Source organism: Thermofilum uzonense (assembly GCF_000993805.1).
Classification (GTDB): Archaea; Thermoproteota; Thermoprotei; order Thermofilales; family Thermofilaceae; genus Thermofilum; species Thermofilum uzonense.
In genome coordinates, this window is the sequence record NZ_CP009961.1 from 479269 (window position 1) to 494191 (window position 14923).

General features: G+C 48.8%; 14 protein-coding genes. 8 read left to right on the forward strand and 6 right to left on the reverse strand.

All coding sequences use genetic code 11. From position 1 onward, the window contains the following. Positions 1 to 10: 10 nt before the first annotated feature. The 5 genes from MA03_RS02530 (at position 11) to MA03_RS02550 (ending at position 5873) form a co-directional block, all read left to right on the forward strand. Entirely contained in the window at positions 11 to 1144 is a 1134-nt protein-coding gene (locus MA03_RS02530; RefSeq protein ID WP_052883768.1) for an ABC transporter substrate-binding protein, read from the forward strand. Next, a complete protein-coding gene (locus MA03_RS02535; RefSeq protein ID WP_052883769.1) occupies positions 1128 to 2192 on the forward strand; it encodes a FecCD family ABC transporter permease in 1065 nt (354 codons plus the stop codon). The genes MA03_RS02530 and MA03_RS02535 overlap by 17 nt, the downstream gene beginning before the upstream one ends. Continuing rightward, positions 2179 to 2949: an ABC transporter ATP-binding protein gene (locus tag MA03_RS02540; RefSeq protein WP_052883770.1), complete on the forward strand. Its 771-nt coding sequence runs from the start codon at positions 2179 to 2181 to the stop codon at positions 2947 to 2949. The genes MA03_RS02535 and MA03_RS02540 overlap by 14 nt, the downstream gene beginning before the upstream one ends. 138 nt (positions 2950 to 3087) lie before the next feature. Next, positions 3088 to 3780: an HAD family hydrolase gene (locus tag MA03_RS02545; protein WP_052883771.1), complete on the forward strand. Its 693-nt coding sequence runs from the start codon at positions 3088 to 3090 to the stop codon at positions 3778 to 3780. Continuing rightward, positions 3777 to 5873 (forward strand): glycoside hydrolase family 65 protein, encoded by a 2097-nt coding sequence (locus MA03_RS02550; RefSeq protein ID WP_052883772.1) that lies wholly within the window; start codon positions 3777 to 3779, stop codon positions 5871 to 5873. Before MA03_RS02545 ends, MA03_RS02550 begins: the two co-directional genes overlap by 4 nt. Positions 5874 to 5895: 22 nt before the next feature. Here MA03_RS02550 and MA03_RS02555 read toward each other — a convergent pair whose 3' ends face one another. From MA03_RS02555 to MA03_RS02575, 5 genes are all read right to left on the reverse strand, one after another. Then, positions 5896 to 6915, reverse strand: coding sequence for a TrmB family transcriptional regulator (locus tag MA03_RS02555; protein WP_052883773.1), 1020 nt, complete (start codon positions 6913 to 6915; stop codon positions 5896 to 5898). Between the two features lie 73 nt (positions 6916 to 6988). Then, a complete protein-coding gene (locus MA03_RS02560; protein WP_052884872.1) occupies positions 6989 to 8080 on the reverse strand; it encodes an ABC transporter ATP-binding protein in 1092 nt (363 codons plus the stop codon). A gap of 5 nt (positions 8081 to 8085) precedes the next feature. Further along, positions 8086 to 8928, reverse strand: coding sequence for a carbohydrate ABC transporter permease (locus tag MA03_RS02565; RefSeq protein WP_236944916.1), 843 nt, complete (start codon positions 8926 to 8928; stop codon positions 8086 to 8088). Continuing rightward, on the reverse strand, positions 8929 to 9873 hold the full coding sequence (locus MA03_RS02570) for a carbohydrate ABC transporter permease (protein WP_052883774.1): 945 nt from the start codon (positions 9871 to 9873) through the stop codon (positions 8929 to 8931). Between the two features lie 34 nt (positions 9874 to 9907). After that, positions 9908 to 11230, reverse strand: a complete 1323-nt coding sequence (locus MA03_RS02575; protein ID WP_236944917.1) for an extracellular solute-binding protein — start codon at positions 11228 to 11230, stop codon at positions 9908 to 9910. 86 nt (positions 11231 to 11316) lie between these two features. Here MA03_RS02575 and MA03_RS02580 point away from each other — a divergent pair, with 86 nt between their 5' ends. Beyond that, the gene (locus tag MA03_RS02580; RefSeq protein ID WP_052883775.1) at positions 11317 to 12396 is read left to right on the forward strand and encodes a glycoside hydrolase family 130 protein; all 1080 of its coding nucleotides are present in this window, start codon (positions 11317 to 11319) and stop codon (positions 12394 to 12396) included. Here MA03_RS02580 and MA03_RS02585 read toward each other — a convergent pair. Further along, positions 12386 to 13612 (reverse strand): MFS transporter, encoded by a 1227-nt coding sequence (locus MA03_RS02585; RefSeq protein WP_052883776.1) that lies wholly within the window; start codon positions 13610 to 13612, stop codon positions 12386 to 12388. The genes MA03_RS02580 and MA03_RS02585 overlap by 11 nt on opposite strands. A 146-nt stretch (positions 13613 to 13758) precedes the next feature. Between MA03_RS02585 and hypA the strand changes: the two genes are divergently transcribed. Then, entirely contained in the window at positions 13759 to 14154 is a 396-nt protein-coding gene (gene hypA / locus MA03_RS02590) for a hydrogenase nickel incorporation protein HypA (RefSeq protein WP_052883777.1), read from the forward strand. A gap of 1 nt (position 14155) precedes the next feature. Next, positions 14156 to 14884, forward strand: coding sequence for a P-loop NTPase (locus MA03_RS02595; RefSeq protein ID WP_052883778.1), 729 nt, complete (start codon positions 14156 to 14158; stop codon positions 14882 to 14884). Positions 14885 to 14923 lie beyond the last annotated feature (39 nt).

Sequence of the window (14923 nt, forward strand, 5' to 3'; positions counted from 1 at the left end):
GTGAGATGGCATGGATACCCGTAAATTAATAATGGCCGCGATTGTAATAATAATCGTACTTATCGGAGCGTACATCTTAATAACGAACTGGTCTAGTCCTGCACAACAGGAGCAGGCCCCTCAATACATAGAGGTCACTGATTATGCCGGCAGGACGGTGAAGGTACCTACAAATGTCTCGAGGATCGTGGCCATAGGTCCAGGTATGCTACGGCTGGTCTGTTACTTGAACGCGGTGGACATGCTGGCTGGTGTAGAAAACGCTGAGAAGAGCTGGAACCCTGTAGGTAGAGATTATGCTATGGTCTACTTCGAAAAATTCAAAAATCTCCCGGTTATAGGCCCTGGCGGACCAAGGGAGGCTCCGAACCCCGAGCTCCTGCGCAGCGTGAAACCCGATCTCGTCATCATGTCAAGGGTCTATGTCGATTTATACGACCCCGACAGGCTTTCATCCGAGGTCGGGGCACCCGTCATAGTCCTCGATTACGGTGTTGCAGGCTACCTGAACACCACTGAGTTCAAGAAGGCAATAACCCTGCTAGGCAAAGTTCTCAGGAAAGAGAGCAGGGCTGCAGAGCTCTCATCCTACGTGGATAGCCTCGTATCTGACCTGGAGAGCCGAGTGAAGGGTGTCGAGCAGAAGCCTAGCGTGTACGTTGGAGCAGTATCCTATAAGGGTGCACAGCCCTTTACGGCTACACAGGGCAAGTTCCCGCCCCTCTCCCTCTTGAAAACCCCCAGCATAGCCGACGAGACAGGGAAGACAGGCTTCATAAGCTTGGACTTTGAGTTCATCTTGAAGAAGCAGCCTGAATATGTGTTCATAGACCTTAACAACCTCAAGACTGTCCTCGACGACTTCAACAAGGATAAAGCTAAGTATTGCAGCTTGAACGCGTTCAAGTCTGGGAATGTCTACGCTATACTACCCTTTAACTACTACCACACCAACATCGCCACTGCAATTGCAGATGCTTACTTCATTGGGAAGGTGCTTTATCCCGACAAGTTTAAAGATGTGGACCCAGCGGCGAAGGCCGACGAGATATACTCAAAGTTCTTGGGGAAGCCATTATACCAAGACTTCGTGACTGGCCTTAAGCGAGGCTTTGGTGACCTGAGCGATGTCTTCAAGTGCTAGCGGTATCGAGCACGTCTTAACCCACCTGGATAAAAGGAGGTTTTTCTCCCTATTTCTTCTCTCAATTCTTCTAATCTTCTCGATACCCATAGCAGTTGCATTTGGAACTGTTTACAAGCCCTGGGACGTGCTCTCGTATCTGTTCGGTAATTCTCAGACGGATGCAGGGCTGGTAGTAGCTCTAAGGTTCCGGAGAGTTATAGCCGCAGTCATAGTAGGAGCACTTATAGGTGGCAGTAGCATGTTGGCCCAGGCCAGCTTCAGAAACCCTCTAGCCTCCCCCTTCACGCTCGGAATATCTCATGCTGCAGCGCTCGGGGTAGCTGTCTCCCTTCTGCTCCAAGTAGGGGGGCTTGGCGGAGCATGGATTATAAGTTTCACGAGGCCATTCTTCGTCGCGTTCTTCGCTTTTATCTTTGCAGCCTTTCAAGTGGTCTTAATCCTCTTACTCTCCTGGTGGGCTGGCCTTGACACGAGAGCCCTCGTACTAGCGTCAATCGCTGTCAGCTTCACGTATCAGGCCATACTATACTTCATGCAATACCTTGTTTTAGACGAGGTCCAGCTTGCAACTGTGATATTCTGGACCTTCGGAGACCTTGGAAAAGTGGGTTGGAGTGAGCTTACGATTCTTCTCGTGGGCTTCCCGCTCTTTGCAGCCATGTACATCGCACTTCACAAGGATCTAGACTTAATAGTCTTTGGAGACGAATTGGCCAAGGCCTCGGGCGTAGAGCCACGAAAGATGCGTCTCACAGCTGTAATCATATCAGCTCTTGGAACAGCACTGGCAACAGCCTTTGTAGGTGTTCTAGCATTCCTCTGTCTCTTATCGTCCCATGTGACAAGGATGATAGTCGGGGGGAGACACAAGTTCCAAATCCCGGGAGCGATGTTAACCGGGGCACTGTTATTGACGTGGTCTGACCTGCTCTCCAGGACGCTCCTAGCCCCCCTCGTGCTACCCGTAGGTATTCTTCTCTCTTTCATCGGGGGGCCACTCCTCGTATTCCTACTCTTTAGGGTGAACAGGAGTGGGAGTGATTAGGGTAAGAGGGGTAACAGTATACTATGGGTCGTTCAAGGCCCTGAACACGGTAGACGTAGAAGTCGAGGCTGGAGAGGTCCTCGCACTTATAGGGCCTAATGGTAGCGGTAAGACCACGCTCTTGAAGACTATGTGCGGGATTCTCAACCCGAAGCTTGGGGCCGTCTACCTAGACGGTAAAGAGGTGCACAGGATACCAAAAATGGAGCTTTCCAAGATCATAGGCTACGCTCCCCAACGACTCGAAGTAAACTTCGCGATGCCTGTTCTGGACTTCGTGCTCACCGGAAGGAGGGCCTATGCCTCGTGGGACTACAGCCGGGAAGACTACAATATCTCACTCAAAGCCCTAAAAATGCTTAGGGCCGACCACCTGATAACCAGGCGGCTAGACCAGCTTAGCGGGGGAGAGCTTCAACGAGTGGTCATAGCCAGGGCTCTAGCCTCTGAGCCCAAAGTGCTGCTCCTAGACGAGCCAACATCGAGCCTAGACCCGAAACACCAGATTGAGATCTTGGAGACTTTGAGAAGTCTGAGTAGAAACTTCTCGACCACGGTAATCATGAGTCTCCATGACCTTACCCACGCCTACCGCTATGCGGACAAAACGCTCATCTTGAAGGATGGGCAGGTCTTCGCTGCGGGCCGCACAAGCGACGTTATAAGGGAGGATATATTGGAGCCTGTCTACGGGGTCAAGCTGAAAGTCCTCAAAGAGTTTCGGGCAGTTCTGCCGGAAGATCCCCATGTGCTTTAGAGGGCTTGAGAGGATATAATCAAAATTAACCTGGTCTTGTCGTTTTCTGAGTTTTCTTGACATTCCTAGCTGTATGTTAGGGTGATAACAAGTTATTTTGTAAAAATAATATATACCACTTCCGGTAGTAAATTCTTAATGAAGTCTAAAATTGTTTTTGTGTGGGATTTTGACGGTGTCATTGCGCTAACGCCGCACGAGGAGGCCTGGCGTCAAGCCAGCCTAAAGTATGGGATTCAGGGCTTCGACAGCTCTTTCTACGCAAGCTATGTTTCAGGGAGGCCAAGGCTAGAGGGAGCTAAGAATATCCTCGAAAAACTTGCACCAGACCTACTTGCACGGCGTGGCGAAGAAATACTCAAAGAGTTTGCAGACTACAAGACGAAGATCTACCTTGATATGGTGAGTAGAGGTGAGTACAGGGTTAACTGGAAGGTTGTAGAATTCATCCAGTCCTCGCGTAAGGAGGGTTTTCTACAAATCCTGGCATCTGCCTCCAAGAATGTTCTCTATATAGCTACACGTGAAAAAATAGGTGAGAATCGTCTATCAGATCTCTTCGATTTTGATGTGAGTGGAAAGGGGGCTTCAAAGCTAGAAGTTTTCAAGGCCGCTTTTTCCGAAGCGTTAAGGATTACCTCAGGAAGAATATCCTGCGTCGTATTCTTCGATGATGCTCCTGCTGGGGTACATGCAGCGAAAGAAGCGGGTGGAAAGGCTGTTGGATGCTTTGACCCGCAGCTTCGGGAGTACGGGGCCGATATAGTGATAGAGGATTTCTCATATTGGTCTCCTCGCGACCTAGTTGTTCGGCTGGGGTGTGAGTATTGAAGAAGAAGTTTACTTTTAGTGAAGAGTACTTTGAGCGAGAAACGATAGCTACGCTGACCACCCTGTCTAACGGCTACATTAGTGTTAGAGGAGATCCAGAGTTCTTGGAGTCCAAGCAGGGTACCTTCATCGCGGGCGTGTACTCGTACACCCCGGTTTTTTACAGGGAGCTTGTTAACCTCCCAAGGGCTCATGCAATCTACGCCGAGTTTGAAGGAGTCCCCCTCAAGCCTGAAAACGTGTTGTATACTCTCGACGTGGAGCATGGGCTCCTTGAGATGGAATCAACTCTAACGTCGCCTTTGGGAAGCTTCGCGTACAAGAGCGTTAGATTTGTTCACAAGAACATTAAAGGTCTTTTGGGTATAAAGGCCAGTATTAAGAGCTTGAATGCTCGTGGAAGGCTTTTCGTCAAAGCCCCTGTAGAGCTAGAGTTCTCAAACCCCTCTGTTCCACAAGAGGTCTCCGTGAGGCTCTTCAAGGTGGTATCACTAGAAAACAAGGCATATCCCAGGGTCGAGGTGGTAACAGCCGATGACAGATACAAAGTATATATTGCATCAGTTGCATCTTCGGTACCTGAGGCTACAGTAAACAATTTTACGACAAATTCTAATATAGGCCAGGTATTAAGCCTAGACGTACGCCCTGGAGACATATTAAACTTAGAAAGACTAGCGGTCTATGGGTTTGATTCCTCTACCGTTGACTCTGCCTTAACGAACGCCAAATCCAGGGGCCTTGAAGGCCTCCTGCAGGAACACATGAGAGAGTGGGAAAAGGAGTGGAGAGAGATAAACCTTAACGTAAGCGGGGATGAAGAATTAGCCGACTCACTCATCTTCAACACTTTTCACCTCCTCCAGATATACAATGATCAAAGCGACGTCTTTGCGATTCCCGCAAAAGGCCTCCACGGCTATGGTTATCGAGGCCACGTTTTCTGGGATACAGAGATATACGCCTTCCCCTTCTATCTATTTTTCAAGCCAGACGCTGCCAGGAAAATTTTGACATTCAGGTGTCGGCTACTCGAAGCGGCCATCGAAAACGCTAAGCGAAACGGCTATCGAGGCGCCCAGTATCCTTGGGAAAGCGCGGACGATGGGGTGGAGGCTACTCCAAGGGAAGTCCCCCTGGATCTCACAGGCTCTAAAAAAGTCAGAATATATACAGGTGATCAGGAGCACCATATAACTGCAGATATAGCTTACGCAGTGGACATGTACTACAGGTTTACCGGCGATAAGGACTTCCTCGCTGAATGCGGGTTAAGAATACTTGTAGAAACAGCGAGGTTCTGGACCTCACGCGTCGAATGGGACACGCGGCTAAGCAGGTACGTGATAAGGAACGTTATAGGCCCTGACGAGTACCATGTGGGTGTGGACAATAACTTCTACACAAATCTGATGGCTAGACACAATCTAGAGCTGGCCGCCAGCTATAGCAAGCGGGCACAATCAGACATCTCTCTCAGGCCTGTCCTCGACGAGTTAAGAGTTAGCAGTGAAGAAATTACGACATGGGAGAACATAGCAGAAGGGATCTACGTTAATTGTGGCGAAGATGGACTATGCGAGCAGTTTGACGGCTACTTCAAGCTAAAGGACTACAAGCTCGACCCAGGCGTTATCGGTGAGAAAAGCCTTCCCCCCAGTGTTCTACAATCCATCCAGGACTATCAGTTAATTAAACAAGCAGATGTTGTCGCAGCCATGTTTTTGCTCAGAGAAAAGTTTACCCGGGAGGTCATTGAGAAAAACTATGAATATTATCTTCCCAGGACAACACATGCGAGCTCTCTCTCGCTGCCTATGTATGCGGCTGCTGCACTGTACATAGGTAGGATCGAGGAAGGGTTAAGAATGCTTAAGATTGCAGCCCAAGCGGATCTCGCAGACGTTTACAAAAACTCTAAGGATGGATTCCACATTGGATCGGCTGGCGGGGTGTGGATGGCTATCCTCTTCGGCTTGTTGAGGCTTCGCGAGGAAGAGACGATTACCTTCGAGGAACCAGAGAAAGCATATGGCTTGAAACTTTCCTTCAATATCAAATATCGAGGTAAGACTTACCGCGTAGAATTATAGATTCATAATTCATATGTAATTGTTATTTTTGTGCTATTATCTCGATTCTCCTAGCTTCTACGTCCTCAAGATAGGCTCCAATGCCTCCAACGGTCACCTCTCTGCCGTCGGCAAGCCTCACTGTAAGATATCCTATACTCCTAAACGAGTTTTCAAACTCCCCGACGACCTCACCCTCAAGCTCAACAAGTCTACCATCAGATGTTCGCCTGCCAATTACTCGGACGAACACTCGTCTTCCTTTCTCTCTCAGTATCCTGACGTGGTCGAGCGCTCTCGTCAGGTGAACATAGCTTCTCTTGTCGAGTGTGTCTAACCTGCTATGGATGAGCTTAGAGCCGGATCGAATATAGCTCAAATAATAGACAGCGAATATTTTGATGAGGTTTTCATCTGTTATGAGGTAGGATGTAGGCTTTCTAGTCTCCCAGTCTATAATGACAAGAGCATGTCTGAAATCCGGTATGAGCATGACCGGAGCTTTGGTGGGCTTAACCCTGACTTCATCGTAAAGTTTTAGGTTTCCAGTGGCCTCTTCAATGGCGTCATATAAGACTACGCAGGTAGAGAGAGGCTTTTTGGCGGCCTCCTCAAGTTCTTCTAATATCTCCAAGTATCCTGCAAATAGGAGCTCGTCACTTGCAATAAAAAATGATTCGCGAAGTAGGTTTAACGCTGATGTGTAACCAGAGGAAGTCCATACCCCTGCTTCTGTAGAGGCAGGTGCGTGAGAGGTAAGCTCTGCAAGAAAAGTTTCGAGAGCCTCGTCCTCGAGCTGGCGCTTTCTGTTCACATAATTCCGGAGGGCAACAGTGGGTGAGATAGCCTGAAATTTTCTCGGCCTGCCCTCGGATACCATGATTAGGCCTTTTTCCAGGAGCGATTGAACAATGTCATAGACCCTCGGCTGCGGTATCTCACTCTTCATAGCTAGCTCGGTGGCTGTGAGGGACCCATTGAGAACTAGGGTAATATATGCTTTAGCCTCGTAACTTGTAAACCCGAGTTTTTTGAGCAGTTCATGAAGAGATTCTGTCGACAAGGAGAGTCGTACCCGTAGAAGGGTATTAACGGTAAATAAAAATACTTTTCATGGATTCCTGGCCTACAAAGGTTTACGTCACTTCAAACTTGTAATCCGTTAAAACCTTTACTAGCTCATCAGTTGATGCATCGAAGATATACAAGGGACCGTCGAACAATAATGCGATATGTCCCTTTCCCTCTATCTTTGCGTCTAAGCCCCTTTGCTCGCTATAGGAAGTTATCTCTTGATCTTCTAGGAGAGCATGTACTATCACGCCGCCACCTAGTTTTTCTACGCCTAGGAGTGTAGCTTTTATGCCCTCCTCGCTCCCGATTTTAACGTCTTGGGGGCGAATACCCAGTATTACATCCTGTGTCTCCTTTTTCTCGCCGAGGCTCGGCGAGAAAATAGATAGCCTGCCCAATTGTATCCTACCATTTTGCAGCCGAGCCTTAAGAAGGTTCATGGGAGGCGTACCAATGAATCCCGCGACAAACGTGTTGACAGGATTATTGTATAGCCTTCCAGGAGTATCTACCTGCACGACTTCACCCTTGTTTATTACGGCTATGCGGTCCGCCATAGTCATGGCTTCGGCCTGATCGTGCGTAACATAGATCGTCGTCGTGTTAAGCTGGTCGTGTAAGAGTTTTCTAAGCTCGAATCTAAGCCGTACGCGGAGCTTCGCATCAAGGTTGCTTAAGGGCTCGTCTAGGAGGAATACCTTGGGACGCCTCACTATAGCCCTAGCCAAGGCCACCCTTTGCTGCTCACCTCCGGACAGCTGGTATGGATACTTTTCCAGGAGGTGTCGTATCCCTAGCATCTCGGCGGCTTCGAGGACCTTGGTATGTATCTCTTCACGTGGGTATTTCCTCATCTTGAGCGGGAATGCTATGTTGTCGTAGACCTTCATGTGTGGGTAGAGCGCATAGTTCTGGAACACGAAAGCAATGTCGCGCTTACTGGGGTCTACCCTGTTCACCACTTTACCGTCTATAATCACTTCCCCCTCGTCAGGCTCCTCAAGGCCGGCTATTATTCGGAGCAGAGTGGACTTGCCTGAGCCTGAAGGTCCGAGGAATACGAAGAACTCGCCTTTCTGAATCTCGAGGTTTACGTTTTTTACAGCTATTAGGTCTCCAAACCTCTTCGTTACACCTTTGAAGCTTACGCTCACACGGATCACCCCTTCTTCGCAGACACGACCGTCCCTTTAATCATGTACTTGTTTAGAAGCACGTACAATATTATTGTTGGAGCCGAAGCTATGAGGCTCCCGGCTATAATTGGCGTGTACTCAGTCCACATGTTACGGCTAAATGCAAAATTCAGGCCGACAGGCAAAGTGAAGTTTTCAACGCTCCTTAAAAAGACGAGTGGCCCTAGAAAAGCGTTCCAGGAGCCCAGGAACTGGTAGATAGCCAACGCGCCTAACGCTGGCTTCGAGAGGGGCAAAGCTACATAGAAGAAGGATTTCAAGGGGTCTGCGCCGTCGATTCTTGCAGCTTCAAAGAGCTCCTTTCCAAAGGAAAGGTAGTATTGCCGCATCAGGTAAATGCCTGATACGCTTGCTGATCCAAGAAGCGCTAAGCCAAGCAGGTTGTCTATAAGCCCGAGCTTCGTGACCAGTATAAAGTTAGGTATGAGTGTGATGAAAGGTGGAACCATGAGGAGTGTAAGGAGGGCGCTGAAGAGGAGCTCTTTCCTAGGGAACCTTAAAATTGCGAAGGCATATCCCGCCATAGAAGCCGTGACAGTATTAGCAGCCACTATCAAAGCGCTTACAAATACAGTATTCAAGACCCACCTAGGAAAATAGGAGAGTCTAAAAAGCTTCAAGTAATTCTCTAGAGTGAATGGGTTTGGAATCCATTGGGGAGGGTATGCAGATGCCTGAGCCCAGGTCATGAAGGACGCGAATATTGATCTGACAAATGGCATCAGGTAGATAAGGGCTAGGATGCTCATTATTGTATAAGCAAAGAAGACATATAGAAGCGTGTACACGCTTCTACCCTTGTCCACTTAAACCACCCTTGCGAACTCAAGCTTTTTCTGCACGTAGTAGTTTAAAGTGAATATAATTGCGAACAAGAGGACAGCTTTGGCCGCAGCATACCCGTACCTAAGCTGGATGAAAGCAGTGTTGTAGATGTCCAGGGCTATAGTATAGCCTGCACCCCCAGGGCCTCCACCAGACCCCGCCATAACCCATGCAAGGTCAAACATTTGTAAAGCACCTATTGTTCCTAGAACAACTACATAAGTTATCAGAGGCTTTAATAGCGGCATCGTTATATGGACGAATCGGTTGAAGGCATTCGCACCGTCGATTCTTGCAGCCTCGTAAACCTCTCTCGGGAGGGCCTGCAAGCCCGCAAGGAACGTAACAGAGAAATGAGCGCTTGTCCCCCATATTGCTACTATGGCTATCGCAGGCAGGAGGAAGTTCGGGTCATTTAGCCAGTCAGGCTTAAACCCCGCGGTTAGAGCCGAAACAAAGTAGTTTATAAAACCATCCTTCATGAAGAGCCATATAAAGATGAGTGATACTATCACGGGGCAGGTTGTTGCTGGTAGAAAGTATGCTACTCTGAAGAAGTGTGACCCTCTAATCTTCTGGTTTCCTATAACGGCTAGAACGAGGGCAAGAAGGGTTTGTACAGGCACTACCATGGCCGTATAGATCAAAATGTTCTTAAGCCCATTGAAGAATGGCTCGCGTAAATAGACAAGCGTTGGAGAAGTAATCAACTCATGGAACCCTTTTGCTATCTCCAGAAACATTTCGTAAAAGTTTCTGAGTCCAACGAATCTCATGGGTGTCAGAATATCCCACTCGAAGAGGCTCAGGGTAAAGGCAAACATCATCGAGAAATAGCCGAAGAAGAAGTTGAGAGTTAAAGGGTATAATGTGAACAAGATAAAAACTAGAGCTTCTATTCTTCGGGACTCCTCAAAAAAAGACATATTTTTTAATCCCTCCCAGGTTAAAATTCTTCTTTCAGCCTTTAAAGCTTTGTGAAACCTTGGTTTTCAAAAGTGAAAGAGCCTCAGACGCGCTGACCTCGCCTCTAACAGCAGCCTGGAGAACCTGGTTGAACTGGCCCTCCAGGTCGCCTGTCTTGGGCCCGTAGAAGAAGACCTTAACTATGTTGTACTTTCCGATGTTGCTTAGCTCCTTTGCGTGTGAGGGCCAAAGGTTAGGGTCGTTAGCCAGAGACTTTATCGAGGGTAGGGTATGACCCATCTTGACGACTAGTTCACGCTGGCCATCAGGCCCCTCAATGAACATTAGGAACTTTATTACAGCGTCGATATTCTCAGTCTTCGAGTTCACGCCGAGCGCGACAGTGTATGCCATTGTTGCTCTCCCTGAAGAGCCCTGTGGGATCAACGAAAGATCCCAGTCGCTTCCATATTTAAAGTTCGGGAACTGGTCGGCAATGTAAGGTATCATCCAGCTTCCCTCGATGGTCATCGCAGCAAGCTCCTTACCAAACGCTTCTCCCGACCACCCGGCGTTTACATCAGATGGTATGACTATCCATCCCTCCTTCCTCCCTTGCTGGAATAGCGTGATGAAGTTTGTTAATGCTGTCTTAACAGCTGGATTGTCAAAGTAAGCAGCATCGGCAGCGCTGTTAAAGGTGGGCGGCGGGGCTCCGTTAGACATCAAATATGGGAGCCAGCGGTTAAACTCCGCGTGTATGACGAGTCCAGGTTTTCCGGTCTTCTGGTATATAGTTTTCGCAGCGTTGAAAAGGTCTTGCCATGTCCAGCTCTCGGTTGGCTCAGGCACTCCTGCCTGGGCGAAGAGCTTCTTATTGTAGAATAATGAGAGGACGGACCAGTCCTTGGGCACTCCGTAAAGCTTTCCATCTGATCCCTTGAAAGGCTCTAACAGGAATGGATAGAACTGGTCTACAAAGTCCTTGGGGAGCTTATCCCCTATCGGGTATACAGCTCCCTTAGATATGAAGGTTGGTGCCCACGCGGAGTCAAGGTAGAATACATCCGGCGCGGCTCCTGCAGCGTAGCTTGCAAGGATGTTCTCCGAGAACATCTGAGTTATGACCTCATACTTGACTATTATGTTGGGGTTTTGCTTTTCAAATAGGTCAATCATCTTCTGGTAGCTTTTCATCTCAGTCTCTCCTGCACTCCAACCCGCGAAACGAATTACAACGGTCTGGGAGGGTGTGGGTGCTGGGCGCTGCAGGAGGAATACAGCGCCGACAATAAGGGCGAGTATTACGATGGCAGCGGCAAGGATCAAAGTAGAGCTTGTCTTCTTGCCCTTCTCAGGGCTTCCTTGGGTTGTCAACCCCTTCACCAAGAAATTTACTACCAAAAGTAGTATTTAAACCTTACTCAAAAAGCTTCATAAAAAAGGCTTTATATTTAATGATTATGAGCAATGAGAAAAAATTAGAGAAAAACGACGCATTGACAAAGAAACTCTACTCATTGTACAAGGAATATTATCACCGTCTTTCCGGCCTCAGAAAATCATCGACAGAAAAGGTCTTCAAACGGGTAGGCTTGATAACTCCAGCCTCTCTGAAGATAACCAACTATGTTCGTGAACACCCATCTGCGGCCTTCAACCCCGGTGCCATCTTGCGTGGGAGAGAACTCTTCGTTTATCCTAGAATCGTCTTTGACTATTACTGGTATGTATCATCCATAGGCGTTTTCTCGCTGGACATCCAGGCCTCGCTGGAGGGCCTGTTGCCCGAAGAAATTCCTACACGGATAGTGATCTATCCTTCCAGAAAGGAGGACATGAGGGGGTGCGAGGATCCAAGGGTTCAAGAGCTCGACTCGAAGACTTACATTTTGTATACTGCTGTTGAGCCGTCCCCGGGGGGAGTCGAGGCTAGACAAGCGATAGCTGTTCTCGAGGATTCCAAGGCAGTAAAGCTGGGTAATTTCAGACTGGAATACATGGGGGAACTCTTCAATACCTTCTGGAAAGACAGCGCTCTTATAGAAGCACGTAACAAAGACTCAGTCCTTCTTTTAAGGCCCTCCATCCCGCTTGAAAACAGTGGCTACCTCGAGATTGGGTGGCGCTCGGTAGCCTCTTTAAAGGAACTTACTGTAAGCGCAGATACCATGGAGCCTGTTCTCCTGTACGAGCCCTTCGAGATCAAGGTGGGATGGTCCACGAATTCTGTACGTATCTCCTCAAACGAGTACCTTGTAGGCTGGCACGGCGTCGGGAACGATTATATCTACAGGAACGGACTTGCGCTTCTGGATTCTGATGGAAGATTGCTCGCTATAAGCGATTATCTCATCGCGCCTGAACCCACGCTTGAAGAGTTCTATGGAGACAGACCTGGCGTGACATTCGGATGCGGCCTAATACACTACAAGGATCTCCTGATCTGGGTGGGCGGGCTTTCAGACTACGCTATCGGGATCTGGGTGGCCGATTTCGACAAAGTTATGGATAAGCTTAAAACTGTCTCAACTAGCGTTTAAGAATAGGTTGAAGGATTGAAGAATCCATTAGCCATTGTAGGGGATTAGTCTTAGCCCTCTTTTGACCGCTAAACGGTAGGAGTAGTTTCTGGACAAGGATTGCTGCGGAGAGTGCTGAGAGGCTAGATAACAGGAAGAGTGTCCTAGGACTGGTCGCGTCTGCAAGGTAGCCGGCTAGGATCCCTATAACTGAACCATAGATTGTTGAGAGCACGCCCTCAAAGGCGTAGAATGTCGCTCTTTCCGTCTCGTCGCTTATGTCCATCAGGGCCTTCGTGTAGGCTATCCAGAACAAAGGCCAAACGGGGATAATAAAGAAAAAGGCGAAGACAAGTGGATTCGGGGCAAGATAGTATCCTGCATAGAGGATCGTCCATCCCAGGCCAGCCATTGTGAACATCTCAGACGTGGAGAGCTTGTCGGCAAGTTTCCCGTAAGGTATCGTAGAAAGCCCAGCCAGCACGGTTATTGCCACAGTCGTTGACCAGGCCTCGGGCGAGCCGCGAAGATATCTCAGGAAATATATACCCAGGACACCCCCGCTAATCGCCCCGGGTAGCGTTAAAAGCAGCCTTGACGCGTATAATCTCCAAAACCTCCTTGGAACCCTTGGGATGTGAAGAATAACTCGTGCGTGTGGTTTAGCGTTGGTTGTTTTCTCCTCGTCTATGGAGAGTATCAGGGCGACCGGTATTATGTTCAGGGCCGCGTATAGGCGAAGTAGATTCCTGTAGCCGAGCAGCGTGTATAGCTCCCCTGAAGCTAGGCCTCCAATGAAGCCTCCCGCTACACCCATAGCATTGTATTTTCCTAGGAATTCCCCGCGCCCGTTGCGGAATTTCTCTGCTAGGAGTGCTGAGAAAGCGGATCCTCCAGCACTTCCCGTTATGGCGCCAAGCGATTGGATGATAACGACTTGTTGTAGGTTTGTCGCGAAGCTTAGGGCCACGCTTGAAACTATTCCTGTGAGAGATGCCATGAGTATGAAGCTCTTTCTCTTACCTGTAGAGTCTGATAAGCGGGCCCATATAAAGGACATTACCGCTGATATGGCAGCCGGGAGCTGGCTTCCTATACTCGTTGCGAGGAAGCTGCCTCCCGCGAGTTCGTAAATGAATAAAGATAGGAAGGGCGACACTAGGTTTCCGGAGAGGCTAGAGGTGAAATTGTAGGCTAACAGTTTTTTCTTTATCGCGTCGCCAGGATTTTTCTGCACAATCTCTCCTTGATTACCTACTGATTTATTAACTTATACGCACTAATCAGGCATGTTAAACAATATTAGACGTTTACAGATTGCTATTGCCTGTTCGTTAAAGGATAGAGCATAACCCTTTTATGCAGACATGACGTCTACGACTCGTGCACGAGTGGGCTTTAGCAGAGGCTGTGGCGAGGACCGTAGAGGAGCTAGTAGTAAAGGGCAGGGATGTCAGGGAAGTCGAGGTCGTTTTGGGGGAGCTTCAGGCTGTTGATGAAGGGGTTTTTGAGCTAGCCTTAAAAGAATTGTTTGAAGAGATGCGCCGCGAGAAAGGGATAGATGTTCAAGGCTTCAAAATTACACGCGAGAAAGCAGCCTTCAAGTGCCAGGTTTGCGGGCACACCTGGACACTGGAAGAATGGCCCGTGAAGGAGGAGTTCCGCGAGGCTGTACACTTTGTCCCAGAGGTGGTACACTCCCATTATTCTTGTCCTAGGTGCGGTAGCAGGGACTTCGAAATAACTGCTGGAAGGGGTGTCAAGGTAAGGGTGATATAAGATGGATCTCGACTTCCGCGTCCCACTTATACGCGAGAGGCTTGAGAGTTTCCGGCTCGTCGTGCCTGTAGCCAGCCCGAAGGGCGGTGTAGGTAAGACGACGGTTGCGAGTGCTCTCAGCCTCTTACTTGCTAGGGAGGGCATACCGACAGGCCTGCTAGATGCAGACTTCACAAACCCTACCACTCACGTTATGCTAGGCTTAGACGCCGAGAGCATAACTCCCGAAGAGGAAAAAGGAGTCCTACCTGTAAGGGTCGAGGATAAACTTGAGTTCATGAGCCCGGCTTTCTACTCTAAGGACAAGCCCCTACCACTACGAGGGCATGAAACCGTAGACGCGCTTCGCGAGCTTCTCGCAGTTACAAGGTGGTCAAGCAGGATCCTCATAGTTGACTCGCCCCCAGGCCTCTCGGACACTCTCCTAGAACTCCTACGTCTCCACCGTGATTCAAGGGTGTTGATAATCTCAACTTGTGACGAGATGAGCCTCTTATCGACGAAAAGAATGATTGACTTCCTCGCACAGGAAGGGTTAAGGAGCATAGGCATAGTGGCTAACATGTGTAATGAGTGCTCAAAAATACAGGGGAGATTAAATACGTCTGCGCTGGCATGCTTACCTTTGATTGAAGGCTTCCAGAGGCTTGAGGGCAATAGGGATAAGGTGTTAGAGGCCTTGGGGACAGGCTTAGAAGCCGTCAAGTACAGGATTATATCTCTCCTCTAGCCTCTGAGCGGTATACGAATTTGTTTATACCCCGCTTTG

Coding starts and splice junctions, on each gene's coding strand:
- MA03_RS02530 (WP_052883768.1), top strand. CDS start 11: ATGGATACCCGTAAATTAATAATGGCCGCGATTGTAATAATAATCGTA.
- MA03_RS02535 (WP_052883769.1), top strand. CDS start 1,128: ATGTCTTCAAGTGCTAGCGGTATCGAGCACGTCTTAACCCACCTGGAT.
- MA03_RS02545 (WP_052883771.1), top strand. CDS start 3,088: ATGAAGTCTAAAATTGTTTTTGTGTGGGATTTTGACGGTGTCATTGCG.
- MA03_RS02570 (WP_052883774.1), bottom strand. CDS start 9,873: ATGTCTTTTTTTGAGGAGTCCCGAAGAATAGAAGCTCTAGTTTTTATC.
- MA03_RS02580 (WP_052883775.1), top strand. CDS start 11,317: ATGAGCAATGAGAAAAAATTAGAGAAAAACGACGCATTGACAAAGAAA.
- MA03_RS02595 (WP_052883778.1), top strand. CDS start 14,156: ATGGATCTCGACTTCCGCGTCCCACTTATACGCGAGAGGCTTGAGAGT.